We start from the raw sequence: 24,717 nt of genomic DNA, 5'->3' as shown, positions 1-24,717 counted from the left end.
CAGCCCAGCACCCGCCAGGAATGGACTTCGAATGTGCCAATTCTCCAGCGGACTGGCATCGCGGCCAGACGCCGACCTGGCCGGCCAGCCGCGTGGTGCTGATGGCTCTGCTGTTCGTCATCGGCGTCATGAATATGCTGTGGATCGCCGGTGCCGCCATCCTCGTCTCCCCCGGGGAAAGACAGCCGCGACCCTGTTGATCTCGCCCATTTCCGGCGCGTTGATGGCGGCGGCCGGGACGAGGCTCCTGTCTCGCGCATTCTAAGGGCGCAGCCCTGGCGACAGTCTTCGGAAGGGCCAATTCATTGCGCGTCCAGATCAGTAGCGCCAAAGCTATTGCCAAGATGGATTTCGCTACCGCGGCCCCGCATTGTGTTGAATGCGCTTTGCCGACTTTATTTGCTCTCTGATCAAATTGCGGGTGCGTTTGTCTGCAATTCAGGCAAACAGGGCAATCGATTTTCAAACACGTTCGGATTCGGTCATTTCCCTTGACCTCACGGGAATTATCGCCTTCGATGCCGTCCGTGAATGGGAGGCAGCGCGTCGGTTGCGATGCGGGGTTCCGGGAATGGGCCGGGATGGGAGCTGCGTTCACACGGGAAAAAAGATCAGGGTTTGCCTGAAAAACAGAGAAAAGGGTCTGTGGGTCATGAAACATATTGCTTTCGGCATTCTTGGCGCCGCCACGCTGGGGTTTATGGCGTCGGCCGCATCGGCTAGCACGCTCGACACCGTCAAGGCGAAGGGCTTCATCCAGTGTGGCGTCTCGACCGGTTTGGCCGGCTTCTCGGCGCCGGACGACAAGGGTGACTGGCAAGGCATCGACGCGGATTTCTGCCGCGCCGTTGCAGCCGCTGTCTTCGGTGACGGCACCAAGGTCAAGTTCACGCCGCTCAGCGCCAAGGAGCGCTTCACCGCCCTGCAGTCCGGCGAGGTCGACGTCCTGTCGCGCAACACCACCTGGACCATCAACCGCGACACAGCACTTGGCCTGAATTTCGTCGGCACCACCTATTATGACGGCCAGGGTTTCATGATCAACGCCAAGAAACTGCCGGGCGTCAATTCGGCGCTCCAGCTTTCGGGCGCCGCCGTCTGCGTGCAGAGCGGTACCACCACCGAGCTCAATCTCGCCGACTACTTCAAGGCGAACAAGATGGAGTACAATCCGGTCGTCTTCGAGAAGCTCGAAGAGGTCAATGCCGCCTATGATGCCGGCCGCTGCGATGTCTACACCACCGACCAGTCGGGCCTCTACGGCATCCGCCTGACGCTGGGCTCGCCGGCCGATCACGTCGTGCTGCCCGAGATCATCTCCAAGGAGCCCCTCGGACCGGCGGTGCGCCAGGGCGACGACCAGTGGTACCACATCGTCAAGTGGACCTATTTCGCGCTGCTCGATGCCGAGGAACTCGGCATCACCAAGGCCAATGTCGATGAGATGAAGAACTCCGCGAGCCCCGAGATCAAGCGCGTGCTCGGCCAGGAAGCCGACACCAAGATCGGCACCGATCTCGGTGTCTCCAATGACTGGGTCGTCAACATCGTCAAGGCTGTCGGCAATTACGGCGAAATGTTCGACAAGAATGTCGGCTCGGGCAGCCCGCTCAAGATCGCCCGCGGCATCAATGCGCTGTGGACCAAGGGCGGCCTGCAATACGCTCCGCCGATCCGCTGATTGAAATGTGATCCGGGAGGCATATCATCTGCCTCCCGGTTTCTCTTTCCAGGGGACGGTCGAATGGCATCGCAGGAAGTTCTTCGCGAGGAGTCCAATCGGGCTTCCTTCGTCAATGATCCGAAAGTCCGTAGTCTCTTCTTCCAGACGCTTGTCGTCATCGTTCTGTTCGGCTCTGTGTGGTGGATCGTGCAGAATGTCATCGACAATCTGCAGCGCCTTCACATCGCCTCCGGTTTCGGCTTCCTCAAAGGGCGTGCCGGGTTCGATATCTCGGACACGCCGATCGCCTACACGTCTGACGATACTTATGGCCGCGCCATCGTCGTCGGCCTGATCAACACGATCATCGTCGCCGTCGCCGGCGTCATCACCGCCACCATCATCGGCTTCGTCATCGGTATCGGCCGCCTGTCGCAGAACTGGCTGATCCAGAAGATCTGCACGGTCTATGTTGAGGTCTTCCGCAACATCCCGCCGCTGCTGGTCATCTTCTTCTGGTATTCCGGCGTGCTTGCCGTGCTGCCGGCGCCACGTGACAGTATCCATCTGCCGTTTGGTTCCTTCCTCAACCAGCGCGGCTTCTATTTTCCGCGCACCATCTGGGGCGAAGGTTCCTGGCTGATCCTGGTGGCGTTCGTCGTGGCTGTTGCCATGGCATGGTTCGTCGCCCGCAGGGCGCGCCAGCGCCAGATGGCGACGGGCCAGCAATTCCCGGTGTTCTGGACATCCGTCGCGCTGATCGTTGGCTTGCCGCTGCTCGCTTTCCTGCTCAGCGGAATGCCGCTCACCTTTGATCTGCCGAAACAGTCGACCTTCAACCTGACCGGCGGCTTCCAGGTCAAGCCGGAGTTCCTGTCGCTCTATCTGGCTCTGTCCTGCTACACGGCGGCCTTTATCGCCGAGATCGTGCGTGCCGGCATCAGGGGGGTCAGCAAAGGTCAGACCGAGGCGGCCGGCGCCCTGGGCTTACGCTCGGGGCCGATTTTGCGGCTGGTCGTGGTGCCGCAGGCCATGCGCATCGTGATCCCGCCGCTGACCAGCCAGTATCTCAACCTGACCAAGAACTCGTCGCTGGCGATCGCCATCGGCTATCCGGACCTGACGGCGACCGCCGGCACCGTGCTCAACCAGACCGGACAGGCGGTCGAAGGCGTGCTGATCATGATGGTCGCCTACCTCATACTCAGCCTTGTGACCTCGGCCGTCATGAACGTCGTCAACGCCAAGATGGCGCTGGTGGAAAGGTAGAGCCATGCAGGAACACGACATGTCCTGGGTGCGTACCGAAATGGCGCTGGCGCAGCCTGCGCCAGCAAGCGTGCGCGGCCCGACGGCCTGGGTACGCAAGAACCTGGTCGGTTCGGTCGGTGACACGATCCTGACCATAATCGGCATCGCGCTGGTCGTCATGATCCTGCCGCAGATCATCAACTGGGCGTTCATCAATGCCCAGTGGACAGGGCCGAATCGCACCGTCTGCGCCACCGTTGCGCAAGGCGGCATTCAGCCGGACGGCTGGAGCGGCGCGTGCTGGGCCTTCGTCAATGCCAAGTTCGGCCAGTTCATGTTCGGCACCTATCCGATCGAGGAGCGCTGGCGCCCGATTCTGGTCGCCATTCTATTCGTGGAGCTGCTGGTGCCGATGCTGATCCCGCGCGTGCCGCGCAAGGGGCTGAACGCGATCCTGCTCTTCCTGGTGTTGCCGATCGTTTCGTTCGTTCTGCTGATCGGCGGCATGTTCGGCCTGCCGAATGTCGAGACCTCGCGGTGGGGTGGCCTGCTGGTAACGCTCAGCCTGTCTTTCGTCGGCATTGCCGTGTCGCTACCGCTGGGCACCGTGCTGGCGCTCGGCCGGCGTTCGAAGATGCCGATCGTCAAGACGCTTTGTGTGGTCTTCATCGAGACGGTGCGCGGCATCCCGCTGATCACCGTTCTGTTCTTCGTCAGCGTCATGCTGCCGCTGTTCCTGCCGGCCGGGGTCACCTTCGACAAGTTCCTCAGGGCATTGATCGGCGTGTCGCTGTTTGCTGCGGCCTATATGGCCGAAGTCGTGCGCGGCGGCCTGCAGGCGATCCCGAAGGGCCAGTATGAAGGCGCCGATTCGCTTGGCCTCGGCTACTGGCAGAAGATGGGGCTGATCGTGCTGCCGCAGGCACTGAGGCTGGTCATCCCCGGCATCGTCAACACCTTCATCGGCATGTTCAAGGACACCAGCCTGGTTCTCATCATCTCGATGTTCGACCTGCTCGGCGTCGTCAAACAGAATTTCTCGGATGCCAATTGGGCGACGCCACAGACCGCGAAATCCGGTCTGGTCTTCGCCGCCTTCGTGTTCTGGCTGTTCTGCTTCGGCATGTCGCGCTATTCGATGTATACCGAACGCCGACTCGACACCGGCTACAAACGCTAAACAAAAGAATAAGGGGATCCTGTCATGGCCACCGAAAACGCCGTCAGCGCGGAAGAGCTCAAAGTCAACGCCGCCAAGATGCACATCTCGACCACCGATGTCGCCATCGACATCATCGCCATGCACAAATGGTACGGCGAGTTCCACGTGCTGAAGGACATCAACCTCAAGGTGATGCGCGGCGAGCGCATCGTCATCTGCGGCCCGTCCGGCTCCGGCAAGTCGACGATGATCCGCTGCATCAACCGGCTGGAGGAGCACCAGAAGGGCAAGATCATCGTCGACGGCAAGGAACTGACCAACGATCTGAAGAAGATCGACGAGGTGCGCCGCGAGGTCGGCATGGTGTTCCAGCACTTCAATCTGTTCCCGCACCTGACCATCCTGGAGAACTGCACGTTGGCACCGATCTGGGTGCGCAAGACGCCGAAGAAGCAGGCTGAGGAAATCGCCATGCATTTCCTCAAGCGCGTCAAGATCCCGGAGCAGGCCAACAAGTATCCGGGCCAGCTCTCCGGCGGCCAGCAGCAGCGCGTGGCGATCGCCCGTTCGCTGTGCATGAACCCGCGCATCATGCTGTTCGACGAGCCGACCTCGGCGCTCGACCCGGAAATGATCAAGGAAGTGCTGGAGACCATGGTCGGCCTTGCCGAGGAAGGCATGACCATGCTGTGCGTCACGCACGAAATGGGTTTTGCCCGCAAGGTCGCCAACCGGGTGATCTTCATGGATCAGGGCCAGATCGTCGAGCAGAACACACCGGCCGAATTCTTCGACCATCCGCGCCACGAGCGTACGAAACTGTTCCTGTCGCAGATATTGCACTGAGCGCTCCGGCGCCGGTTCAAAAAAGCCCGGCGGCACCACGGTCGGGCTTTTTTGCATATGGCGATCGGCCATTGGTCGCTGCTGTCGAGGCGAGGGAGCCCCCAAACCGCACGCCGATGAAAAAGCTCCTGCGTTTACTGGCCGCGTTGGCAACCATGTTCATGCTTGCCGCCGCTCTCGGCACGCTGGTGCCACGCCCGCTCTGGCCGGCGGCTGCCGCGGGCGAGGGCACGCGGCGCATATTGGTGCTGAAGAACCCGATCCACACCGACATCGCCATCCCGGTGGACGACGCGGTTCGCAGGCGTTTTCATTTCCTGACCGAGGCCGGCCTTCCGGCCGACGCACCCGAGGTGCGCTACATCGTCTTCGGCTGGGGTGGTCGCGCCTTCTATCTTGAAACGCCAACATGGTCGCAACTAAAGGCGGTGCCGGTGGTCAAGGCGCTGACGCTCGATGCCTCTGTGATGCATGTCGATGTCGCCGGCGCGATCGCCGAGCCGCATCCTGACATCGCTGGCTTCGACATCGGCGAGGATCGGTTCACGGCGTTGCTCGATTATATCGCGGCGAGCTTCCAGCAGGGGCAGAACGGTCCGGTCGTGATCGAGAATGCGCGCTATTCCAGCTTCGACCGCTTCTACGAGGCGAATGGCCGTTTCAACGCGCTGATCGGTTGCAACACCTGGACGGCGGCGGCGCTGCGCACGGCCGGCCTGCGCACAGGCTGGTGGAATCCGCTGCCGGCTTCGCTTGGGCTGTCGCTGCGGCTTTACAATTAGCGCGGCCTCCGAGCGTCTCTACGTCGCATGACAGGCGGTTTAGCGCCGGACGATCCTTTGTTGCTGCCAGCCGTAAAGCCAGTCGAGATCGGCAGCAAGCTGGTCAGCCGAGCGCACCTTGAGGTAAAGGTTACGAGCCATCGCCACCGGCCCGGCGGCGTGCCAGGCGAGCCGATTGAGGCCGCCGCGTCGGGCGACGCTGGCGACGCGCCGCCGCCGCAAATCTTCCCAGATGACGAGAGCCCGTGAAGGGTCGGTTGGACAGGCGGCCAGCCAAGCGGCAAGCGTGGCGGCGTCCTCGATGGCCATTGCCGCGCCTTGTGCCGCGAACGGGGTCATCGCATGCGCGGCGTCACCGATCAGAGCGATGCCGGATGGCGTCGTCCAGGGCTGCTTTTGTTCGACCGTGTGGAGCGGCCAGGTCAGCCAAGGGCCAGCCATTTCCACCAGTCTTGCAAGGCCCGCGGCCGTGCCGCGCATGGCGCCGGCGAGGATGCCGGGATCGGCGTGCCCGGACCAGCCCTCGGCAATGCGCTCGCCTCTGGTGAAGGCGACAAAGTTGAAGGCGTCACCCTTGCTGACGGGGTAGGCGACCATGTGGAACCCCGGATGCAGGAAGGTCGTGACGCTGTCGGTAGCGCCGATCGCGGCAAATGCTTGTCCGGCGGCGCTGCCGGCGGCGACGGTGGTGCGCCAGGCCAGTTCGCCGAAAAAACGGCTTCTTGGCGATGCCGCTCCCCGGGCCCGATCGACAACCGCGCGCACCGACGACCATACGCCATCGGCCCCGACCAAAAGGAAGCCCCGGGACTGGACGATCTTGCCGTCCCTCTCGAGTGTGGCCGTCACACCATGGCCACCTGTGACAACATCGCTCAAGCGCGCGCCTGTGAGGAGCGCAATATTCGGGTTTTCGGCGACGCGTTCGGTCAGTGCGCTCTGCAGATCGGCCCGGTGAGCGACGAGATAAGGCGCCCCCCAACGTTTTTCGGCGGCTTGCCCCAGCGGCACGCGCGCCAGTTCGCGCAACGTCGCGGCGTCCTTCAGCACCACGGCTTCCGGACGCACCGCTGCCGCCAGCAGCCGGTCGAGCACGCCGAGCTGGCGTAGGATTCGTGTCGCGTTTGGAGAAAGCTGGATGCCGGCGCCCACCACGTCCAGCCGCTGCGCCTGTTCGAACAGCTGTACAGGGTAGCCGCGTTCGCCGAAAGCAAGAGCCGCGGTCAGCCCGGCGACGCCAGCTCCGGCTATCACGATCTGCCGGGGCTGTGCATCGGGCATGGTTTCAGCCGCTGGAAATCAGGCGGCCTGGTCGATGTAGAGACAGCCGGCCGGAACCGTTTCCGTCGCCTTCAGCTTCGGCGAATAGCGGTAGAGCGTCGAGCAATATGGGCAGACCTTCTCATTGTCGTCGCCCATATCGAGAAACACATGCGGGTGGTCGAAAGGCGGATTGGCGCCCGTGCACATGAATTCCTTGACCCCGATGTCGATCGCCGGGTAGCCCGCATCGTTCTGGAAATGGGGAATGGAACCGCCTGCCATCGTCGTCTCCTTAACGCAGTCTCGTCTGCATCTGGAACATAACAGGTCTCTTTGCAAGATCGATGAAATGAAACTGTCGCAAAAGCCTGTCAGAGGATAAGTTAAGCCGGTTAACCGGCTGAGCTGGTGGGAAGAGCAGGAATCATGAACGAACTGAAGCCGGTGCAGAGCGAATTCATCAATGTCGAGGCGGCGAGCCCGCAGGGCGGCAATCCGGACCGTTTCGTCAATCGGGAGTTTTCCTGGCTGCAGTTCAATCGCCGCGTTCTCGAAGAATCGCTGAACGAGCACCATCCGCTCCTCGAACGCGTGCGCTTCCTGTCGATCTCGGCCGCCAACCTCGACGAGTTCTTCATGGTGCGCGTCGCCGGCCTCGCCGGGCAGGTCCGCGAGGGCATCGTGCTGAAGAGCCCTGACGGCCGCACGCCCGAACAGCAGCTCGAACAGCTGCTGCGCGAGGTCGAGCGGCTGCAGGAAGATCAGCAGAAGAGCCTTTCGGCGCTGACGATACTGCTCAACAAGGAAGGCATCGAGAGCATCACCCGCGACGCCCTGACCAAGGACGAGAAGGTCTGGCTGGAAGAGCATTTCCAGGACCAGGTGTTTCCGGTGCTTACCCCACTGTCGATCGACCCGGCGCATCCGTTCCCGTTCATCCCCAATCTCGGCTTCTCGATGGCGCTGCAGCTTCGCCATCGCAAGAATGGCGAGGAGATGAGCGCGCTGCTGCGCCTGCCGGTGGCGCTGAAGCGCTTCATCCGCCTGCCGGACCGCAAGAACCACGTCCGCTTCATCCCGCTGGAGGAGGCGGTCGGCCTCTATATCGGCAAGCTGTTCCCGGGATATGAGGTCAAGGGCTCCGGCACCTTCCGCATCATCCGCGACAGCGATATCGAGGTCGAGGAGGAATCGGAAGATCTCGTGCGCCTGTTCGAGACGGCGCTGAAACGCCGCCGCCGAGGTTCGGTGATCCGCATCGAGTTCGACAGGCTGATGCCTGCGGAACTGCGAGACTTCGTCGCCGGCGAGCTTGGCGTCTCGTCGAGCCGTATAAGCGTGCTCACCGGCCCGCTGGCGCTCAGCCAGATCTCAGAAATCGTCTCCGTTCCCCGCGACGACCTGAAGTTCACGCCTTATAATCCACGCTTCCCCGAACGCATCCGCGAGCATGGCGGCGACTGTTTCGCCGCCATCCGCGAGAAGGACATCGTCGTCCACCACCCCTACGAATCCTTCGACGTGGTGGTGCAGTTCCTGCGCCAGGCGATGGCCGACCCCGAGGTGGTGGCGATCAAGCAGACGCTCTACCGCACCTCGAACGACAGCCCTATCGTGCGTGCGCTGGTCGACGCGGCCGAGGCCGGCAAATCGGTGACGGCGCTGGTCGAGCTCAAGGCCCGTTTCGACGAGGAAGCCAACATCCGCTGGGCCCGCGATCTCGAGCGCGCCGGCGTGCAGGTTGTGTTCGGTTTCCTCGAACTCAAGACCCACGCCAAGATGTCGCTGGTGGTGCGGCGCGAGGACGGCAAGCTGCGCAACTACGTGCATCTCGGCACCGGCAACTACCACCCGGTCACAGCGCGCATCTACACCGACCTGTCCTTTTTCACCACCGATGCGACGATCGCGCGCGATGTCGCCCAGCTGTTCAACTTCATCACCGGCTATGCCGAGCCGACCGCCGAGATGCGTATCGCGATCTCGCCGTTCACGCTCAGAAACCGCATTCTCCAGCACATATCCGACGAAGTCGCCCACGCGCTGGAAGGCAGGCCGGCGCGCATCTGGATGAAGATGAACTCGCTTGTCGACCCGATCATCATCGATGCGCTCTATGATGCCAGCCGTGCCGGGGTGGAAATCGACCTCGTCGTGCGCGGCATATGCTGCCTCAGGCCGCAGGTGCCGGGCCTGTCGGAGAACATAAGGGTCAAGTCGATCGTCGGCCGCTTCCTCGAACACAGCCGCATCTACTGCTTCGGCAATGGCCACGGCCTGCCGGCGGACGAGGCGATCGTCTACATCTCCTCCGCCGACCTCATGCCGCGCAATCTCGACCGCCGCGTCGAGACCATGGTGCCGATCACCAATCCAACTGTGCATGAACAGGTTCTCGGCCAGATCATGCTGGGCAACATCATGGACAATCAGCAAAGTTTCGACGTATTGGCTGATGGAACCTCCCGGCGTGTCGTGCTGGAGGAGGGCGAAGAACCGTTCAACGCGCAGGAATATTTCATGACCAATCCGAGCCTGTCGGGACGGGGTGACGCGCTGAAGTCGCATGCGCCCCAGCGGATCGCCCAGTTCAAGCGCCGCAAGAAGAACGCCGCAGCGTCCATCTGATGTTGTCCATTTCCCAGGGCCGGCTGCAGGATCGCCGACCGCTGTCCATCATCGACATCGGCTCGAATTCGATCCGCCTTGTCGTCTATGAGGGGCTGGCGCGCTCGCCGACCGTGCTGTTCAACGAAAAAATGCTGGCCGGCCTCGGCCGCGGCATCGTGTCGACGGGAAAGCTCGACCCCGAAGGGGTGACGCGCTCGATGGAAGAATTTCGCCGTTTCCGCGCGCTCTCCGACCAGGCCGGCGCCGAACAGATGTATGTGCTGGCCACCGCCGCCGCCCGCGAGGCAATCAACGGTCCCGATTTCATCCATCGCGCCGAAGATGTGCTCAAGACCGAGATCCGGGTGCTCTCCGGCCGCCAGGAAGCGCATTACTCCGCGCTCGGCGTCATCTCCGGATTCCACCCCGCCAACGGTATCGCCGGCGACCTTGGCGGCGGCAGCCTCGAGCTCATCGACATCGATGGCGAGGCGATCGGCGACGGCATCACGCTGCCGCTCGGCGGCTTGCGTCTGCAGGACATGGCGAAGAATTCGCTCGTTCAGGCGCAGAAAATCGCGCGCCAGGAATTGGCAAGGGCCAAGCTGCTGAAAAGCGGGCAGGGCAGGACCTTTTATGCCGTCGGCGGCACCTGGCGAAACCTCGCCCGGCTGCACATGGAGATGAACAACTACCCGCTCGGCGTCATGCACAATTACGAGATATCGGCCGACAGCGCGCAAAACTTCCTCAAGCAGGTGGCGAGAGGCGAGGTCGAAAAAGTGCGCGGTATCGAGGGTGTCTCCAAGAACCGCCGCTCGCTGCTGCCCTACGGCGCCCTGGTACTGCAGGAGATCATGGCCGCGATGCAGCCCTCCAGGATCATTGTTTCGGCGCAAGGTGTGCGTGAAGGCTTCCTCTATTCGTTGCTCGACGAGGCGGAACAGAAGACTGATCCGCTGATCTCGGCCGCGGAGGAGCTTGCCCTTTTGCGCTCGCGTTCGGTCCATCACGCGCATGACCTCGTCGAATGGACCGGCAAGGCCTTCAAGGCCTTCGGGATCGACGAAACGGAGGACGAGGCGCGCTATCGGCACGCCGCCTGTCTGCTTGCCGATATCGGCTGGCGCGCGCATCCCGAATATCGCGGTCGGCAGTCGCTCAACATCATTGCGCATGCCTCCTTCATTGGCGTCGACCATCCCGGCCGCGCCTATCTGGCGCTGACCAATGCCTATCGCCACGACGGTGTCTTCAACGAGGCGATTGCGCCCGAGATCAAGGCGCTGGCGCCACCGCGCCTGTTGGAGCGCGCCCGCGTACTGGCGGCGATGATGCGGGTCATTTATCTGTTGACGGCCGCAATGCCCGGCATCATGCCGCGGCTGAAATGGGAAAGCCGCCCAAACGGCGCGCTGGCGCTGGTGCTGCCGGCTTCGCTCTCCGACCTCTATGGCGAGCGCCCAGCCGGCCGGTTGGCGCAACTGGCTCGAATCACCGGACGCCGCCTGGTGCTTGCGGTCGAGGGCGGGCCGAGCGTGTCGGTGAAGTAGGCACGGCCTTACGGCAATTCAGGAAATGCGCAGCGGTTTTCCGTCCGAAATCGCGTAATGCCAAAGACTGAGAGCGGGCCTACGATTCCATCAGACACGGAACCGCTCTAAACTGAACCGCGTCCATCGGCCGACCATGCTCCCGCACCGGCCATGGCCAGCGCCAGGAAGCCGCCCGCAATAGCAATGTCCTTCATCAGCATCTGCTGGTGCAGGAAGGCGAGCGTCGCATCGCCAGCGCCTTGGCCGTAATGGCCAATGAACCCGGCCGCGACGCAGAAGGCCGCCAGCAGCAGTGCCACGATCCGGGTCTGGAACCCGATGAGGATCAGCAATCCGGCGATCAACTCGAACAGGCCCGTGCCCCAGGCGGCGAGCGTTGGCAGCGGCAGGCCGAGGCCGACGAAATAATTGATTGTGGCGGCGATGCTGCTGAGTGCCTGGAAGCCGGACGGCACGAACAGCACGGCAAACAGCAGCCGCGAAACCAGGAGCAATGCATTGCGGTTCATGGCTACTCCCTTGCCGGCGCCCCGGTCAGGCCCACGCCGGCTATCGTCCACCTTACGCCTGCGGGACTGCGGCCGAAACCACCGAGGCGCTCGTTTTGGACAACGAAAAAGCGGCGCGGAAAATTCCGCGCCGCTTGAATTCAGGTCGTTGGGAGGATGGAATTTCAGCCGCGCTTGGCGTCGATCGAGTAGGCGCCGGCGCCCAGCGCCGCAAGCAGAATAAAGCCGCCGGTGAGGCCGAGATTCTTCTCCAGCATCAGCAGCTGGATCTGGTCCGAGAAGTTGAGATGCGCGATGGCGGTGGCGGCGAGCGTGAAGATGGCGAGCACGATCGCCACAATGCGGGTCTGGAAGCCGACCAGAATGGCGAGGCCGCCGAAGAATTCCAGCAGGCCCGAACCGATCGCGGCGACCGTCGGCAGCGGCAGGCCGATACCGCCGAACCATTGCGCTGTGGCGGAAATCGCCGTGAGCTTGGCGAAGCCCGAAAGGATGAACAGGATTGAGAGAAGGACGCGGCCGGCGAGGATCGCGCCCGAGGCGTTGGATACGGTGCCGGTGCCGGCGACAGAAGTGTTGGTGGACATGGTGGCTCTCCGAATGGGTTGAATGCCAATCAAATAGACCATGCCGACTGTTCACCAAAGGCGCCTGTGTGGCGACACATTGTTCACAGGTTGTACGTCCTCGGGGCCGGGCAAGACGCGCAAAATTCGTGCCGGGCTGTGCGACGGTGGAGGAAAATTCTCCCGCCGAAATATGCCTTACCCCGGATGCGTCATGTCCTCCGGCCGCACCAGCCGGTCATAATCGGCTTCGCTGACCAGGCCGGTGGCCAGCGCTTCCTCTCGCAGCGTGGTGCCGTTCTTGTGCGCGGTCTTGGCGATCTTGGCGGCGTTGTCGTAGCCGATGGTGGGCGCCAGCGCCGTCACCAGCATCAGCGAGCGATCGAGCGCCGCCTTGATGTTGTCTTCCCGCGCCTCGATGCCGACCACGCAATTGTCGGTGAAGGAAACCGAAGCGTCGGCGAGCAACTGCACCGACTGCAGGAAGTTGTAGGCCATCAGCGGGTTGTAGACATTGAGCTCGAAATGGCCCTGGCTGCCGGCGAAGGTCAGCGCTGCATTGTTGCCGAACACCTGCACGCAGACCTGCGTCATCGCCTCGCACTGCGTCGGATTGACCTTGCCCGGCATGATGGAGGAGCCGGGCTCGTTCTCCGGCAGCGACAATTCGCCAAGGCCCGAGCGCGGGCCCGAACCGAGGAAGCGGATGTCGTTGGCGATCTTGAAGAGTGCCGCGGCAGCCGCATTGATGGCGCCGTGCGAGAACACCATGGAATCGTGGGCCGCCAACGCCTCGAACTTGTTCGGCGCGGTGACGAAGGCGATGCCGGTGATCGCGGCGATCCGGTCCGCTACCTTTTCGGCGAAGCCGACCGGCGCGTTGAGGCCGGTGCCGACGGCGGTGCCGCCCTGCGCCAGTTCCTGCAGGCCGGGCAACGTCATCTCGATGCGCTTGATCGAGGAGGCGACTTGCGCCGCATAGCCGGAAAACTCCTGGCCGAGGGTGAGCGGGGTGGCATCCTGCGTGTGCGTGCGGCCGATCTTGATGATATGATTGAAGTCCCGGCTCTTGGCGGCGAGCGCCTTGTGCAGGTGGTGCAACGCGGGGATCAGGTGATGCACGATCTGCTCGGCGCAGGCAATGTGCATGGCCGTCGGATAGGTGTCGTTGGACGACTGGCTCATATTGACGTGGTCGTTGGGATGCACCGGCTTCTTCGAGCCCATGACGCCGCCCAGCATTTCGATCGCCCGATTGGAGATCACTTCATTGGCGTTCATGTTGGACTGCGTGCCTGAGCCGGTCTGCCAGACCACCAGCGGGAAATGGTCATTGAGCTTGCCGTCGATGACCTCTTGCGCGGCCTCGACGATCACCTTGCCGATCGCGGGATCGAGCCGCTGCAGGTCCATGTTGGCTTCCGCCGCGGCCCGCTTGACGATGCCGAGCGCGCGCACGATCGAAGCCGGCTGCTTTTCCCAGCCGATCTTGAAATTGCCTAGGGAACGCTGCGCCTGCGCGCCCCAATAACGGTCGGTGGCGACCTCGATAGGCCCGAACGTATCGGTTTCGGTTCTGGTCTTTGGCGTGCTCACAAGGTTTCTCCTTCTCGAAGTCGGCAACGGCGTATCGCGTTGCACAAATGGCTTCAAGCAGAGATTGTGCGCGGTAAGGATGCAAATCGGTTGAAGAAGGTGCTCCGGTAATACGCTTCGCAGGCAGCCGAAGCGTGGTTAGGCGCTAGGCTATCCCACGGTATGAACTTCGCCAGTTGCCAGCCTCTTGCATCCCCCTCGTCAACGGGATAGCCGCCTTGATGAACGAGCCGCGCACGGTCAGATTGTATCAGTCGGCTTTCGGATCTAGATGGGTCGCGGCAAAAGCGTCGTCAAAAATGGCACCACTCAAGACGGGACTGAACGCGCTTCCCATGGCTGTCGATGTCGCCGAGGTCGGCAGGCGCTTTCTGCCTGGGCTCAATCGCGGCGAGATCCACTGCCGTTTCGAGGGCGGCAAGCTCAGGGTGCGCTCCCGCGCGGCCTGGCTTGAGAGGCACGTGCAGGTCCTAACCCTCATTGCCGACGCGTTGGCGTCCCTTGGCGTCCGCAGCCTGCCACCATTCTATATGCTTCTCGGCGATACGCCGTCGCGCAGAAGGCATCGCTATTTTCGCACGCGTTTCGCCTTCTCCCAGGCCGACGGCTATGGCGAGGTGGCCGCACCCGATTTCGTTTTCGATGGCTGGCCGGACGCGAAGTTCGACGACTATGACCGGAAGACGCGGGCGATGGCGGCTGCGTCGGAAGAGCCGCCGCGCGATGACAGGTTGTTCTGGGCGGGGCGCTGCATGAACGGTGTCCGCAGAAGGATTGTCGAGATCGCGTCGGTCCGCCCGGACCTCGTCGAGGCGTACGACACCGAGCAGAATTACGACGTCGCCATCAATCGGTACTCCACCAGGTTCAGGACGATGGAAGACCAGGTCGCGACTTACAGGTACATGATCGATGTCGAAGGCGCTGGCTACAGCGGCCGCTTCAAGATGCTGCTCCACACCAAACGCGTCGTGCTGCTGCAGGACCGGCCCTGGCGAGAATGGTTCTTCGACGATATCGAGCCGTTTCGCCACTATGTTCCGGTGGCGCGCGACCTGTCGGATCTGACTGAACGCATCGAGTGGCTGCGCGCCAATCCGAAGATGGAAACCGAAATCGCCGCGGAAGCGCGGCATTTCGCGCAGACCCGCCTGACGCGCGCGGCAGCCGTGGCGGCATGGGCGAAGCTCCTTCAGGATCATGCGGCGGCTGGAGGCAATCTGAAGTCCGGTCTTCAGCGGCGCAAGCGCGCGACCGGCTGGCCTGACTGATGGCGCGCGGTGCAGGGCCGGCGAGTGGTGCCAAGCCCTTGGATCGGCGTGGTGATACCGCGCGATGTCGCCCGGCATTCCTATGCGAGGCAAGTCCAGCAGGCGGACAATAGGTTTGAGCCAGGTAAGGGGGGATTGATCCAACAAGTTCATCGGGCAGCCTCCATAAACAGGTTGATCATCCTGTTTATAAACAGACAGGTTGTCCTGTTTTGTCAACATGCTATTGTCGGCCAATGTCAGCAGAGACGACCAGTCGATCAGCGCCCCGGCGGCGAAAACGCGTCAACGACCCCGAGGGCATGCGCAGGAAAATGCTCGACGTGGCCGAGGAATCATTCCAGGCGCGCGGCTATCACGCTTCCAGCCTGGGCGACCTGATGACGGCGGCGGGCGTCAGCGGCGGGGCTTTGCATCATCATTTCCCCACCAAGAAGGCATTGGCGCTGGCGGTAATCGATGAGCGCGTCGCGGCGGCGGTCGAGGAGACGTGGATCGCGCCGGTGCGGGCGGCGGCTTCGGCGCGCGACGGCGTGCGGGCTGTGTTCGAGGCCGTGGCGGCGGAACTGGAGCGGCAGGGTTTCGTGCGCGGCTGTCCGCTCAACAATCTCGCGCATGAACTGTCGCTCGCCGATCCCGATTTCCGTGCTGCCCTTGCCGGCATTTTTGCGGCGTGGCGCCAGGCGCTCGCCGACAAGATCAGGGCCGACCAGCAGGAGGGCAGGGAGCAAGGCACCGATCCTCAGCGTTTTGCGGCACTTGCCATGGCCACCTATTCCGGCGCCATGTCGATGGCCAAGGCGATGCAGGACGCCGCCGTGCTGCGCGACTGTCTGACGGCCCTGGACAAAGCCTAGAACCTGGCTTCGAAGCCCGCGATGACCATGGCGAGGTCGCCTTCACCAGTGCTTTCAGCAAGGGCTGGAGCACATGAAAAAGGCGGCTTTGGCAGCCGCCCTTCCTGATGAACAGAACCAGGTTGGCTGGGGTCATAGGGCCTTCCTAACCTTGTCCTTCAAGTCGCCATAGGTCTTCTGCACCTTGCCCGCGGCCTTTTCCGCCATGCCTTCGGCCTGGGTCCGCTTGTTGCCGGTCGCCTTGCCGGCCGCCTGTTTGACCGAGCCCTTGACCTGCTTGGCCATGCCCGCGACCTGATCCTTGTTCACCATTTTCCGCATCTCCTGGGAGTTCGAGTTCGGAGGAACTCGTCCGCGCGCAACAAACGGGCCAGTGTCTGTTAAGTTCCAGGCATTGTCCCGCAAGCAAATGAGTGCGAGCAGCCGCTTCCGGCGGCAAAGCTGACCGGGTAGGTTGCCGAGACGCACGCGCCGAAGTTTCCAGGACGGTCGTGCGCATGGGGAGAGAAATGGCGGACTTCACGCTCTACATCGGTAACAAGTGCTTCTCCTCATGGTCGCTACGGCCATGGCTGGCGATGAGGCATCTGGAGATCCCGTTCGAGGAAGGTTTTGTCCGGCTGCGCACGCCCGAAACTGCCGCCAGCCTCGCCAAAGTGTCGCCGACCGGCCAGGTGCCGGTCCTGAATCACAAGGGCAGGGTCGTCTGGGAAACCCTTGCCATCCTTGAATATCTCGCGGACCTGTTTCCGGACAAGAAACTCTGGCCCGCCGATATCGGCGCTCGCGCGCTGGCGCGCGCGGCGGCGACCGAGATGCATTCCGGTTTCCGCGACGTCCGCTATGGCTGGCCGATGAATTTGCGGCGGCCGAAAGCGCACAAGCCGCTTGACGCCGAAGGCGAGGCGCAGCGAGCGCGCATTGAAGCCCTATGGCGCGAGTGCCGCGAGAAATACGGCAAGGGTGGCCCTTTTCTGTTCGGCCATTTCACCGCGGCCGATGCCATGTACGCGCCCGTTGTCACACGCTTCGACACTTATGGCGGCATGCTGGCGCCTGACACCAGGGCCTATGTCGATGCCGTGCTCGCGACGCCGGCGATGCGACAATGGTACGCGGAGGCGGCGAGGGAACCTTGGCCCGAGCCCGGACCTGACGAATAGCGTCTGTCTGGAAGCGGCCTTTCAGAAGGATCGGGCCAGCCTATCTAGGAGCGTTGGGCAGGGGCTTTTTGGAGATGTTGCAATGACCGTTTCTTCCACGCTTGCCGACAAGGTCGCTCTCGTCACCGGCGCCTCATCGGGTATTGGTGAGGCAACAGCCATGGCGCTGGCCGCCGCTGGGGCAAAGGTGGCGGTCGCCGCCCGCCGTGCCGATCGGCTCGAAGCGCTGGCCGCGCGCATCGAAAAGGCCGGCGGAGCGGCGTTGCGCGTCGAGGCTGATGTGACCCGCAACGATGACATCACTGCTGTGGTCGGAAAGGTGGTGGCCGAATGGGGCCGGCTCGATATCCTCGTCAACAATGCCGGAGTGATGCTGCTGTCGCCGGCCGCGGAGGCGACGCTCGAGGACTGGCGCCAGATGGTGGAACTCAACCTGCTGGCCCTGATGGGCATGACCAAGGCAGCCCTACCGCATCTCCGGGCTGCCAAGGGTCATATCGTCAATGTCTCGTCCGTCGCCGGCCGCGTCGCCAATCCCGGCGCCAGCGGCTATGCGGCGACCAAATTCGGCGTCGTCGGTTTTTCGGAATCGCTGCGGCGTGAGGTCTATGCCGACAAGGTCCGCGTTACCGTCATCGAGCCCGGCTTGGTGCGCACCGAACTCGGCGACCACATCACCAACGCCGCCTCGAAGGCGGGACTGGACCAGCGCCTCGCCACGATGGAGGCGCTGACCGCCGAGGATGTCGCCGCCGCCATCCTCTATGCGGTCACTCAACCGGCACGCGTCAACGTCAACGAGATCGTCATCAGGCCGACCGACCAGGAGCGCTGAGCAGTCTTTTGGAGCAAGGTTGACGGAAGTCTGTAATCGGCATAATACGTAACCAAATGGATACGCATTATGCCGCAGACTGATCCTGACCGTTCCGTCTTTCGGGCCATTGCCGACCCGACCCGCCGTGCCATTCTCGACCGGTTGAGGCATGGGCCGGCGCCGGTCAACGAACTCGCCGCGGCCTTTTCGCAGAGCCGGCCGGCGATTTCCAAGCATCTGAGGGTTCTGCGCGAGCTGCGCGTCGTCTCCGAGCAGAAGCACGGCCGCGAGCGGCTCTACCGGCTGGAGCCGGCTGAACTGAAGGACGTGGCCGACTGGATCTTGCCCTATCGCGATTTCTGGCAGGCAAGCCTCGGCAATCTGAAGTCTTACCTGGAGAACGAATGATGGCCAGCCACGACAGACCTCGCGCCATTGCCGACGTGTCGACGGGCACGATTCTCGCCACCGTGACGATCTCGTCACCACCCGAGCGGGTGTTTCGCGCCTTGACAGCGGATGATCAGATACCGCTCTGGTGGGGGTCGGACGAGCTCTACCGGACAACGAGACATACGGCAGACGTGCGGCCGGGCGGCACGTGGCGATCGGAAGGCAAGGGCGCCGATGGCCAGGAATTTCATGTCCAGGGCGAATATCTCGAGGTCGAGCCGCCCCACCTTCTGGTCATGACATGGAAGGCCCCGTGGGACGGCGACAACGTCACCACCGTGACCTACATGCTCGAAGCGATCGACACCGGAACGCGGCTGATTTTGCGTCATGAGGGGTTCGGCACTCGCGAGGGTGCTTGCCGCGATCACGGCCTCGGCTGGGAACGCGTGCTGGGTTGGCTGGCCGCCTTCCTCACGGATGGGGCCGGCGGCAAACCGCAGGGCGTGTTTCACTGCCGGCTGATTCCGCCACGGCCCGACTTTGCTTTCACTCTGACCGATGCGGAAAAGGCGCTGATGAAACAGCATTCGGATTATCTGCGCGGCAAGCTGGGCGAGGGCGGTGTCATCCTGTTCGGACCGGTCGCCGATCCTGTCGGCCCCTGGGGACTCGGCATCGTGCGCGCCGACGATGAGGCCGCTGTGCGGGAATTGACCGAGGCGGACCCGGCGATTCGTTCCGGGTTGGGCTTTCGCTATGAAATCCTGCCGATGATGACCGCCGTGATGTGAAGGCCAGGCGCCATACAAAAACGCCCCTCGTGCGTTTTATTGCGCGGGAGGCGTCCTTTTGCCGTCAACCTTCTTCGATTGCTCTCATGAATTGTTGACGGCATGTCCAAAACGGCCGATCGGGACATCGGTTCCCAACGAACACAAGTTTTTCTTCACGCGGCTGTGGCAAGTGGCCGCGGCGTTGCGGCGCAGCAGCGCGGGCATCGTCTTTCTCGTGCAGGACCATCGAATTCCGGGCCGCTGGCCGTCAGGCTGTGCTATGCATATTTGTGGGCCAGTCATAGCGGCGAGGCAGCACCCGACAAATTTGAACCAGACGCCGTATTGCTTTGTACGCAGCCATGGCCGAAAGACCGGCCTCGCCATTTTCGGCGCGCTCCGGACAGGAGAATATTTTGACCGCCACTTCGAATGAACCGCGCAAGCCAGCCTTGCCGAAACACACGGACGCACGCTGATGGCCACCAAACGCGTGCCGCCAACGCCGATCGCTGCCCATGCGACCATCGCCGATATGGTCGAAGTGCTGGACAAGCCGGTCGAATATGTCCGGCGTGTGCTGGAAAAGCTCGAGCGCTGCAAGCGGGCCCACGGCGATGCGCAGGTGCGGATTGGCGTGCGTGGCCGTGCCGAGTGCCCGAACTATCTGATCGAATATATCCGCGAAGATCCCAAGACACGGCAGCTGGTCACCTATCAGGACGCCGCTTACAGCGGCAGCACGCATCGCGAACTTGGGCCGCATCACATCGAGGCAACGGCGATCTGGTCGCCGGAGGAAATGAACATCACGGCGGTTTCGGCGCTGATCGGCCGCTTGCGCAATCCGCGAGCGCCATCGCGCTCCGGCAACGAGGACTGACATGGCCATAAAATTCTCCGCCAAGGACCAGCCGGCAGCGTCGGCCGTTGCAAAGCCGGTGAAGCCGGCCGCGGCGCTGAAGACCGCGCCCGTTGAGGCAGCGACCGACCTGTTCAAGTCACCGGTCGAGACGCCACCGCGCAAGGCGGGTAGGAAAAAATAGCGCCTTGCCGCAGGACGCCGATCGCAGCCTTGTCGTGCTTGCGCCGCGCGGCCTTGCGGCGCCCGCCTTCGACTGCCAGAGCTGTGGCGCTTGCTGTTCCTACTCGGCCGAATGGCCGCGCTTTTCCACCGAGGATGACGCGCAGCTCGACCGTATCCCGGCAAAATATGTCGCGACCAACGAATCCGGCATGCGTTGCGAGGGCGTGCGCTGCTCGGCCCTGACCGGCGAGGTCGGCAAGGCGACGGCTTGCGGCATTTACGACGTCCGCCCGGATGTCTGTCGCGCCTGCATGCCCGGCGACGACGACTGCCTGATGGCGCGCCGGGCGCACGGATTGCCGACGACGTCGTAGCCGCATTTCCGGCGGCTTGTGCTGTTCTACCTTGCTGGCTAGGCTGCATCGGTGCAGGGCTGCGGAGGATCAATCGTGAGCATCGAATTCCTGTTGACGTCGCTGATCGTCGTGGCTTCGCCCGGTACCGGCGTTCTCTACACGCTGAGTGCCGGGCTTTCGCGCGGTGCGCGGGCCTCGATCATTGCCGCCTTCGGCTGCACGCTCGGCATCATCCCGCACATGGCCGCCGCCATCACCGGCCTTGCAGCGCTGCTGCACACCAGCGCGATCGCCTTCGAGACGCTGAAATATCTCGGCGTCGCCTATCTGCTCTACATGGCCTGGAACACGCTGAAGGAGAAGGGTGGCCTCAGCGTCGATGAAAATGTCGCGCCGCGCTCGTCCGGCAAGGTGATTGCCACCGGTATCCTCGTCAACGTGCTCAACCCGAAACTGTCGATCTTCTTCTTCGCCTTCCTGCCGCAATTCGTCAGCACCACCGAGCCCAATGCGCTGTCGAGGATGCTGGAACTCAGCTTTGTCTTCATGCTTCTGACCTTCGTGGTTTTCGTCGGCTACGGCATCTTTGCCGCTTCGATCCGCAGCCATGTCGTGTCGCGGCCGATGGTGCTGACCTGGATGCGTCGCACCTTCGCCGGCGCCTTTGTGATGCTCGGCGCCAAGCTGGCGCTGGCGGACCGCTAGCGCCACAGGGGAAAGCGGTTCAGCTTCGTAGATACCCTCCCTGCACTGGCTCCTGCGCAACTCCGGACGGAAAACCGCCATGGACTTTCCGGGAATTGCGCGAGGCGCTATCCCTTCACGTAGCCCATCGCCTCGACGATCCGCCCGTTTGCGACACGCATCAGGTTGACGCCGCGCAGCGAGTTGCCGTCGACCATCCAGTAGCGCCAGCGGATCGTCGCCCGGTCGCCGGCCACGAACGTCTCTTCAATGTCGAAGCGTGTGCCGGGTCCGGTGGCGATCGCCGACCACAGTTCGACGCAGGCGGCTTTGCCGGCGTGGCGAGCGCCGTCCGGTGCTGGCGTGGTGTTCTCGATCACACAGCCTTCGTCGACCAGTTCGCTCAGCGCCGAAGGGTCGTGGCGCTGGAAGACGTCGTTGAAGCGCCGCATGATTTCCGCCGTTGCATCGGAGCGCGAGGCAGCGGCAGTGTCGATGATGTTTTCAGTGGTCATTTGATTTGCTCCTTCCATTCAGTCGTTGGGGCTAGGCAGTCCTGAGCGTGATGGTGGCGACGCCGGCCAGCGCCCGCGGGACGAGCAGGCAATCTTGGCCTTTTGCGCCAGCCGCTCGAAATCTTCCGCATCAATACCTCTAAAAATATATAGACCGATTTACATATTATGTAGACCGGTTGTCATATTTAAGGCAAGGCCTATAATGCGCTCTGCTGACAGAGGTTGACATGGCGACGGACACACGCACCCGGATGATCAAGGCGACGGCCCTGCTTTTGCGGCGGCGTGGCTATCACGGGACCTCGCTGAACGACATTTTGAGTGCCAGTGCCGCGCCGCGCGGCTCGCTCTACTTCCATTTCCCGGGCGGAAAGGATCAACTGGTTATCGAGGTGACGCGGGCCAGCGTGGCCGAGGTGACCGAGCGGCTGGGCGCGGCCTTGGCGGCGGAAAAAGATCCGGCGGTGGCCGTCCACCACATCTACCAGTCTGTGGCCCGCATGCTGGAGGAGAATGAGTTTTCGCTCGGCTGTCCGATCGCGCCGGTCGTGCTCGACGCGCCCAACGACGTGCCGGACTTGGCGGAAATCTGCCGCTCCGCCTTCGAGCAGTGGATTGGGCTGCTGCGGGAGGCGTTCGTGCGGGCAGGGGTGGCCGAGCGCCGCGCGCAGGCGCTGGCGCTGCTGGTCGAGTCGTCGCTGGAAGGCCTGATGGTGATTGCCCGCGCCACGCGCGACCGCGCGCCGCTGGCTATTGTGGCAGACGAGGTCGCCGCTTTGGTCGAATCGGCGGTGCTTGCGGGCAAGGTCGCGCAACGCGCTGATGCTGTTGTCTAACGGTCGGTCCGCCAATCGGCGCACCGAAAAAGCTATCGCGAGTTCCTAATGAAAAGGGCGGCCTCTCGGCCGCCCTTCCATATTTAAGCGAGATGGCTGGATTAGAAATCCATGCCGCCCATGCCGCCCATGCCGCCGCCCATGCCGCCAGGCATGCCGCCGCCGCCAGCCGAGTCCTTCTTCGGAGCTTCGGCGATCATGGCTTCGGTGGTGACGAGCAGGCCGGCAACCGAGGCCGCGTCCTGCAGAGCCGTGCGTACGACCTTGACCGGGTCGACGATGCCCATGGCGATCATGTCGCCATACTCGCCCGTCTGGGCATTGTAGCCGAAGGTCGCGCCCTTGTTCTCAAGGATCTTGCCGGCAACGATCGATGCTTCCGCACCGGCGTTCGCAGCGATCTGGCGGGCCGGAGCCTGCAGTGCGCGGCGCACGATGTTGATGCCAGCGGCCTGGTCGGCATTGGCGCCAGCAGCCTTGATGTTGGCCGAAGCGCGCAGCAGGGCAACGCCACCGCCGGCAACGATGCCTTCTTCCACGGCCGCGCGGGTCGCGTTCAGGGCGTCGTCAACGCGGTCCTTCTTTTCCTTGACTTCCACTTCCGTCGCACCGCCGACGCGGATTACGGCAACGCCGCCGGCGAGCTTCGCCAGGCGTTCCTGCAACTTCTCCTTGTCGTAGTCCGAGGTGGTCTCCTCGATCTGCTGCTTGATCTGGGCGACGCGGCCCTGGATCTCGGCCTTCTTGCCGGCGCCGTCGACGATGGTGGTGTTCTCCTTGGAGATCGACACCTTCTTGGCGCGGCCGAGCATGTTGAGGCCGACGTTCTCGAGCTTGATGCCGAGGTCTTCCGAGATGACCTGGCCACCGGTGAGGATGGCGATGTCTTCCAGCATGGCCTTGCGGCGATCACCGAAGCCCGGCGCCTTGACGGCGGCGATCTTCAGGCCACCACGCAGCTTGTTGACGACCAGCGTGGCCAGGGCCTCGCCTTCGACGTCTTCCGAGATGATGAGCAGCGGCTTCGAGGTCTGCACGACGGCTTCGAGAACCGGCAGCATGGCCTGGAGGTTGGAAAGCTTCTTCTCGTGGAGGAGGATGTAGGCGTCCTCGAGATCGGCAACCATCTTGTCGGCGTTGGTGACGAAATAGGGCGAGAGGTAGCCGCGGTCGAACTGCATGCCTTCGACGACTTCCAACTCGGTCTCGGCGGTCTTGGCTTCCTCAACCGTGATGACGCCTTCGTTGCCGACCTTCTGCATCGCTTCCGCGATCATCTTGCCGACCGACTCGTCGCCATTGGCCGAGATCGTGCCGACCTGTGCAACTTCCTCGGAGGTCTTGATCTTCTTGGCTGCCTTGCCGAGCGCCGTGACGACTTCGGTGACCGCGAGGTCGATGCCGCGCTTCAGGTCCATCGGGTTCATGCCGGCCGCAACCGCCTTGTGGCCTTCCTGGACGATCGACTGAGCCAGAACGGTCGCGGTCGTGGTGCCGTCGCCGGCGATGTCGTTGGTCTTCGAAGCAACTTCGCGGACCATCTGCGCGCCCATGTTCTCGAACTTGTCCTCAAGCTCGATTTCCTTGGCGACGGTGACGCCGTCCTTGGTGATGCGCGGGGCGCCGAACGACTTGTCGATGACGACGTTGCGGCCCTTGGGGCCGAGCGTGACCTTCACCGCGTCGGCGAGGATGTTGACACCGCGCAGCATGCGCTCGCGGGCGTCGCGGGAGAATTTTACGTCTTTGGCAGCCATGTTTAACTCCTGGCAGGGGCTCGGATCGAGCCCGAAGATTCAAGATTCAGTTGATGGAAAGGCCGATATTCAGCCGATGATGCCCATGATGTCGGATTCCTTCATGATCAGAAGGTCTTCGCCGTTGAGCTTGACTTCAGTGCCCGACCACTTGCCGAACAGGATGCGGTCGCCAGCCTTGACGTCCATGGGCACGAGCTTGCCGCTTTCGTCGCGGGCGCCGGAGCCGACGGCGATGATCTCGCCTTCCTGCGGCTTTTCCTTCGCCGTATCCGGGATGATGATCCCGCCGGCGGTCTTGGATTCGGATTCGACCCGGCGAACGACCACGCGGTCATGAAGCGGGCGGAACTTCGACTTTGCCATTTTTTCTTCCTCGATGAGAACGGTGAGAAACAGTTCCTCCATCCGGCGAAGCCGGACAACAACAAAGTCCGGCGGCGCCGGACCTGTAGTTA

At 62.9% G+C, this 24,717-nt stretch carries 29 protein-coding genes; 19 read left to right on the top strand and 10 right to left on the bottom strand.

Annotation, left to right across the window (positions count from 1 at the left end; all coding sequences use genetic code 11):
• Positions 1 to 20 precede the first annotated feature (20 nt).
• The 6 genes from FJ930_RS30015 to FJ930_RS07545 all read left to right on the top strand — a co-directional run bounded on the left by FJ930_RS30015 (position 21) and on the right by FJ930_RS07545 (position 5,704).
• Entirely contained in the window at positions 21 to 200 is a 180-nt protein-coding gene (locus FJ930_RS30015) for a hypothetical protein (RefSeq protein WP_181763304.1), read from the top strand.
• A 452-nt stretch (positions 201 to 652) separates the two neighbouring features.
• Complete coding sequence (locus FJ930_RS07565; RefSeq protein ID WP_140738150.1) at positions 653 to 1,681, top strand: amino acid ABC transporter substrate-binding protein; 1,029 nt, start codon at positions 653 to 655, stop codon at positions 1,679 to 1,681.
• A gap of 63 nt (positions 1,682 to 1,744) precedes the next feature.
• Entirely contained in the window at positions 1,745 to 2,932 is a 1,188-nt protein-coding gene (locus FJ930_RS07560) for an amino acid ABC transporter permease (protein WP_141836449.1), read from the top strand.
• 4 nt (positions 2,933 to 2,936) lie between these two features.
• Positions 2,937 to 4,094 carry an amino acid ABC transporter permease gene (locus FJ930_RS07555; RefSeq protein ID WP_141836447.1) on the top strand — a complete coding sequence of 386 codons (1,158 nt, stop codon included), beginning with the start codon at positions 2,937 to 2,939 and terminating at the stop codon, positions 4,092 to 4,094.
• Positions 4,095 to 4,118: 24 nt separating this feature from the next.
• Positions 4,119 to 4,922 carry an amino acid ABC transporter ATP-binding protein gene (locus FJ930_RS07550; protein WP_140611345.1) on the top strand — a complete coding sequence of 268 codons (804 nt, stop codon included), beginning with the start codon at positions 4,119 to 4,121 and terminating at the stop codon, positions 4,920 to 4,922.
• 116 nt (positions 4,923 to 5,038) lie between these two features.
• Positions 5,039 to 5,704: a TIGR02117 family protein gene (locus tag FJ930_RS07545; RefSeq protein ID WP_141836445.1), complete on the top strand. Its 666-nt coding sequence runs from the start codon at positions 5,039 to 5,041 to the stop codon at positions 5,702 to 5,704.
• Positions 5,705 to 5,743: 39 nt separating this feature from the next.
• Here FJ930_RS07545 and FJ930_RS07540 read toward each other — a convergent pair whose 3' ends face one another.
• Both FJ930_RS07540 and FJ930_RS07535 read right to left on the bottom strand, forming a co-directional pair.
• Positions 5,744 to 6,985, bottom strand: a complete 1,242-nt coding sequence (locus FJ930_RS07540) for an FAD-dependent monooxygenase (RefSeq protein WP_141836443.1) — start codon at positions 6,983 to 6,985, stop codon at positions 5,744 to 5,746.
• Between the two features lie 18 nt (positions 6,986 to 7,003).
• Entirely contained in the window at positions 7,004 to 7,249 is a 246-nt protein-coding gene (locus tag FJ930_RS07535) for a zinc-finger domain-containing protein (RefSeq protein WP_140738165.1), read from the bottom strand.
• A 144-nt stretch (positions 7,250 to 7,393) separates the two neighbouring features.
• Here FJ930_RS07535 and FJ930_RS07530 point away from each other — a divergent pair, with 144 nt between their 5' ends.
• Together FJ930_RS07530 and ppx are read left to right on the top strand one after the other, a co-directional pair.
• Positions 7,394 to 9,595 carry an RNA degradosome polyphosphate kinase gene (locus tag FJ930_RS07530; protein WP_140738167.1) on the top strand — a complete coding sequence of 734 codons (2,202 nt, stop codon included), beginning with the start codon at positions 7,394 to 7,396 and terminating at the stop codon, positions 9,593 to 9,595.
• A complete protein-coding gene (gene ppx / locus FJ930_RS07525) occupies positions 9,595 to 11,130 on the top strand; it encodes an exopolyphosphatase (protein WP_141836441.1) in 1,536 nt (511 codons plus the stop codon). Before FJ930_RS07530 ends, ppx begins: the two co-directional genes overlap by 1 nt.
• A 107-nt stretch (positions 11,131 to 11,237) precedes the next feature.
• On the opposite strand, the gene FJ930_RS07520 is transcribed toward ppx, so the two are convergent.
• From FJ930_RS07520 to fumC, 3 genes are all read right to left on the bottom strand, one after another.
• Positions 11,238 to 11,642, bottom strand: coding sequence for a DoxX family protein (locus tag FJ930_RS07520; protein ID WP_140738173.1), 405 nt, complete (start codon positions 11,640 to 11,642; stop codon positions 11,238 to 11,240).
• A 164-nt stretch (positions 11,643 to 11,806) separates the two neighbouring features.
• Positions 11,807 to 12,229: a DoxX family protein gene (locus FJ930_RS07515; RefSeq protein ID WP_140738176.1), complete on the bottom strand. Its 423-nt coding sequence runs from the start codon at positions 12,227 to 12,229 to the stop codon at positions 11,807 to 11,809.
• A gap of 177 nt (positions 12,230 to 12,406) precedes the next feature.
• Complete coding sequence (gene fumC, locus FJ930_RS07510; protein ID WP_140738179.1) at positions 12,407 to 13,804, bottom strand: class II fumarate hydratase; 1,398 nt, start codon at positions 13,802 to 13,804, stop codon at positions 12,407 to 12,409.
• Positions 13,805 to 14,103: 299 nt separating this feature from the next.
• Here fumC and FJ930_RS07505 point away from each other — a divergent pair, with 299 nt between their 5' ends.
• A complete protein-coding gene (locus FJ930_RS07505; RefSeq protein WP_181763303.1) occupies positions 14,104 to 15,075 on the top strand; it encodes a glycosyl transferase family 90 in 972 nt (323 codons plus the stop codon).
• 302 nt (positions 15,076 to 15,377) lie between these two features.
• Positions 15,378 to 15,932: a TetR/AcrR family transcriptional regulator gene (locus FJ930_RS07500; RefSeq protein ID WP_181763302.1), complete on the top strand. Its 555-nt coding sequence runs from the start codon at positions 15,378 to 15,380 to the stop codon at positions 15,930 to 15,932.
• Positions 15,933 to 16,064: 132 nt separating this feature from the next.
• Here FJ930_RS07500 and FJ930_RS07495 read toward each other — a convergent pair whose 3' ends face one another.
• On the bottom strand, positions 16,065 to 16,253 hold the full coding sequence (locus FJ930_RS07495; RefSeq protein WP_181763301.1) for a CsbD family protein: 189 nt from the start codon (positions 16,251 to 16,253) through the stop codon (positions 16,065 to 16,067).
• A 188-nt stretch (positions 16,254 to 16,441) separates the two neighbouring features.
• Here FJ930_RS07495 and FJ930_RS07490 point away from each other — a divergent pair, with 188 nt between their 5' ends.
• From FJ930_RS07490 to FJ930_RS07475, 4 genes are all read left to right on the top strand, one after another.
• Positions 16,442 to 17,095: a glutathione S-transferase family protein gene (locus FJ930_RS07490; RefSeq protein WP_181763300.1), complete on the top strand. Its 654-nt coding sequence runs from the start codon at positions 16,442 to 16,444 to the stop codon at positions 17,093 to 17,095.
• Between the two features lie 82 nt (positions 17,096 to 17,177).
• Positions 17,178 to 17,930, top strand: coding sequence for an SDR family NAD(P)-dependent oxidoreductase (locus FJ930_RS07485; protein ID WP_141836432.1), 753 nt, complete (start codon positions 17,178 to 17,180; stop codon positions 17,928 to 17,930).
• A 69-nt stretch (positions 17,931 to 17,999) separates the two neighbouring features.
• Positions 18,000 to 18,320 (top strand): metalloregulator ArsR/SmtB family transcription factor, encoded by a 321-nt coding sequence (locus tag FJ930_RS07480; RefSeq protein WP_140738193.1) that lies wholly within the window; start codon positions 18,000 to 18,002, stop codon positions 18,318 to 18,320.
• On the top strand, positions 18,317 to 19,099 hold the full coding sequence (locus FJ930_RS07475) for an SRPBCC domain-containing protein (protein ID WP_246676827.1): 783 nt from the start codon (positions 18,317 to 18,319) through the stop codon (positions 19,097 to 19,099). The genes FJ930_RS07480 and FJ930_RS07475 overlap by 4 nt, the downstream gene beginning before the upstream one ends.
• 84 nt (positions 19,100 to 19,183) lie before the next feature.
• On the opposite strand, the gene FJ930_RS30695 is transcribed toward FJ930_RS07475, so the two are convergent.
• On the bottom strand, positions 19,184 to 19,306 hold the full coding sequence (locus FJ930_RS30695; protein WP_281408897.1) for a hypothetical protein: 123 nt from the start codon (positions 19,304 to 19,306) through the stop codon (positions 19,184 to 19,186).
• A 253-nt stretch (positions 19,307 to 19,559) separates the two neighbouring features.
• Between FJ930_RS30695 and FJ930_RS07470 the strand changes: the two genes are divergently transcribed.
• From FJ930_RS07470 to FJ930_RS07460, 4 genes are all read left to right on the top strand, one after another.
• Entirely contained in the window at positions 19,560 to 19,964 is a 405-nt protein-coding gene (locus FJ930_RS07470) for a hypothetical protein (protein WP_141836430.1), read from the top strand.
• A 1-nt stretch (position 19,965) separates the two neighbouring features.
• Positions 19,966 to 20,127 (top strand): hypothetical protein, encoded by a 162-nt coding sequence (locus tag FJ930_RS30010; RefSeq protein WP_181763299.1) that lies wholly within the window; start codon positions 19,966 to 19,968, stop codon positions 20,125 to 20,127.
• Between the two features lie 34 nt (positions 20,128 to 20,161).
• A complete protein-coding gene (locus FJ930_RS07465; RefSeq protein WP_226890681.1) occupies positions 20,162 to 20,482 on the top strand; it encodes a YkgJ family cysteine cluster protein in 321 nt (106 codons plus the stop codon).
• Between the two features lie 75 nt (positions 20,483 to 20,557).
• Entirely contained in the window at positions 20,558 to 21,169 is a 612-nt protein-coding gene (locus tag FJ930_RS07460; RefSeq protein WP_141836428.1) for a LysE family translocator, read from the top strand.
• Between the two features lie 107 nt (positions 21,170 to 21,276).
• Here the strand turns inward: FJ930_RS07460 and FJ930_RS07455 are convergent, their stop codons facing one another.
• On the bottom strand, positions 21,277 to 21,663 hold the full coding sequence (locus FJ930_RS07455; RefSeq protein ID WP_141836426.1) for a nuclear transport factor 2 family protein: 387 nt from the start codon (positions 21,661 to 21,663) through the stop codon (positions 21,277 to 21,279).
• Positions 21,664 to 21,893: 230 nt separating this feature from the next.
• Here FJ930_RS07455 and FJ930_RS07450 point away from each other — a divergent pair, with 230 nt between their 5' ends.
• Positions 21,894 to 22,502 (top strand): TetR/AcrR family transcriptional regulator, encoded by a 609-nt coding sequence (locus FJ930_RS07450; protein ID WP_141836423.1) that lies wholly within the window; start codon positions 21,894 to 21,896, stop codon positions 22,500 to 22,502.
• 101 nt (positions 22,503 to 22,603) lie between these two features.
• Here FJ930_RS07450 and groL read toward each other — a convergent pair whose 3' ends face one another.
• On the bottom strand, positions 22,604 to 24,259 hold the full coding sequence (groL, locus tag FJ930_RS07445) for a chaperonin GroEL (RefSeq protein WP_140738211.1): 1,656 nt from the start codon (positions 24,257 to 24,259) through the stop codon (positions 22,604 to 22,606).
• A gap of 69 nt (positions 24,260 to 24,328) precedes the next feature.
• Complete coding sequence (groES, locus tag FJ930_RS07440) at positions 24,329 to 24,625, bottom strand: co-chaperone GroES (RefSeq protein ID WP_141836422.1); 297 nt, start codon at positions 24,623 to 24,625, stop codon at positions 24,329 to 24,331.
• Between the last annotated feature and the right edge of the window lie 92 nt (positions 24,626 to 24,717).

Origin of the sequence: Mesorhizobium sp. B2-4-15 (assembly GCF_006658505.1) — a bacterium.
Classification (GTDB): Bacteria; Pseudomonadota; Alphaproteobacteria; order Rhizobiales; family Rhizobiaceae; genus Mesorhizobium.
The sequence above is the reverse complement of the archived record's forward strand: the minus strand, read 5'-3'. Positions and strand labels throughout refer to the sequence as shown.

Coding starts and splice junctions, on each gene's coding strand:
- FJ930_RS07565 (WP_140738150.1), top strand. CDS start 653: ATGAAACATATTGCTTTCGGCATTCTTGGCGCCGCCACGCTGGGGTTT.
- FJ930_RS07530 (WP_140738167.1), top strand. CDS start 7,394: ATGAACGAACTGAAGCCGGTGCAGAGCGAATTCATCAATGTCGAGGCG.
- groL (WP_140738211.1), bottom strand. CDS start 24,259: ATGGCTGCCAAAGACGTAAAATTCTCCCGCGACGCCCGCGAGCGCATG.
- FJ930_RS07475 (WP_246676827.1), top strand. CDS start 18,317: ATGATGGCCAGCCACGACAGACCTCGCGCCATTGCCGACGTGTCGACG.
- FJ930_RS07520 (WP_140738173.1), bottom strand. CDS start 11,642: ATGAACCGCAATGCATTGCTCCTGGTTTCGCGGCTGCTGTTTGCCGTG.
- groES (WP_141836422.1), bottom strand. CDS start 24,625: ATGGCAAAGTCGAAGTTCCGCCCGCTTCATGACCGCGTGGTCGTTCGC.
- FJ930_RS07535 (WP_140738165.1), bottom strand. CDS start 7,249: ATGGCAGGCGGTTCCATTCCCCATTTCCAGAACGATGCGGGCTACCCG.
- FJ930_RS07450 (WP_141836423.1), top strand. CDS start 21,894: ATGGCGACGGACACACGCACCCGGATGATCAAGGCGACGGCCCTGCTT.
- FJ930_RS07470 (WP_141836430.1), top strand. CDS start 19,560: ATGGCCACCAAACGCGTGCCGCCAACGCCGATCGCTGCCCATGCGACC.
- FJ930_RS07500 (WP_181763302.1), top strand. CDS start 15,378: ATGCGCAGGAAAATGCTCGACGTGGCCGAGGAATCATTCCAGGCGCGC.
- FJ930_RS07490 (WP_181763300.1), top strand. CDS start 16,442: ATGGCGGACTTCACGCTCTACATCGGTAACAAGTGCTTCTCCTCATGG.
- FJ930_RS07495 (WP_181763301.1), bottom strand. CDS start 16,253: ATGCGGAAAATGGTGAACAAGGATCAGGTCGCGGGCATGGCCAAGCAG.
- FJ930_RS07555 (WP_141836447.1), top strand. CDS start 2,937: ATGCAGGAACACGACATGTCCTGGGTGCGTACCGAAATGGCGCTGGCG.
- FJ930_RS07455 (WP_141836426.1), bottom strand. CDS start 21,663: ATGACCACTGAAAACATCATCGACACTGCCGCTGCCTCGCGCTCCGAT.
- FJ930_RS07505 (WP_181763303.1), top strand. CDS start 14,104: ATGGCACCACTCAAGACGGGACTGAACGCGCTTCCCATGGCTGTCGAT.
- FJ930_RS30695 (WP_281408897.1), bottom strand. CDS start 19,306: ATGCCCGCGCTGCTGCGCCGCAACGCCGCGGCCACTTGCCACAGCCGC.
- FJ930_RS07545 (WP_141836445.1), top strand. CDS start 5,039: ATGAAAAAGCTCCTGCGTTTACTGGCCGCGTTGGCAACCATGTTCATG.
- FJ930_RS30010 (WP_181763299.1), top strand. CDS start 19,966: ATGGCCATAAAATTCTCCGCCAAGGACCAGCCGGCAGCGTCGGCCGTT.
- FJ930_RS07480 (WP_140738193.1), top strand. CDS start 18,000: ATGCCGCAGACTGATCCTGACCGTTCCGTCTTTCGGGCCATTGCCGAC.
- FJ930_RS07560 (WP_141836449.1), top strand. CDS start 1,745: ATGGCATCGCAGGAAGTTCTTCGCGAGGAGTCCAATCGGGCTTCCTTC.
- ppx (WP_141836441.1), top strand. CDS start 9,595: ATGTTGTCCATTTCCCAGGGCCGGCTGCAGGATCGCCGACCGCTGTCC.
- FJ930_RS07550 (WP_140611345.1), top strand. CDS start 4,119: ATGGCCACCGAAAACGCCGTCAGCGCGGAAGAGCTCAAAGTCAACGCC.
- FJ930_RS07485 (WP_141836432.1), top strand. CDS start 17,178: ATGACCGTTTCTTCCACGCTTGCCGACAAGGTCGCTCTCGTCACCGGC.
- FJ930_RS30015 (WP_181763304.1), top strand. CDS start 21: ATGGACTTCGAATGTGCCAATTCTCCAGCGGACTGGCATCGCGGCCAG.
- FJ930_RS07515 (WP_140738176.1), bottom strand. CDS start 12,229: ATGTCCACCAACACTTCTGTCGCCGGCACCGGCACCGTATCCAACGCC.
- FJ930_RS07540 (WP_141836443.1), bottom strand. CDS start 6,985: ATGCCCGATGCACAGCCCCGGCAGATCGTGATAGCCGGAGCTGGCGTC.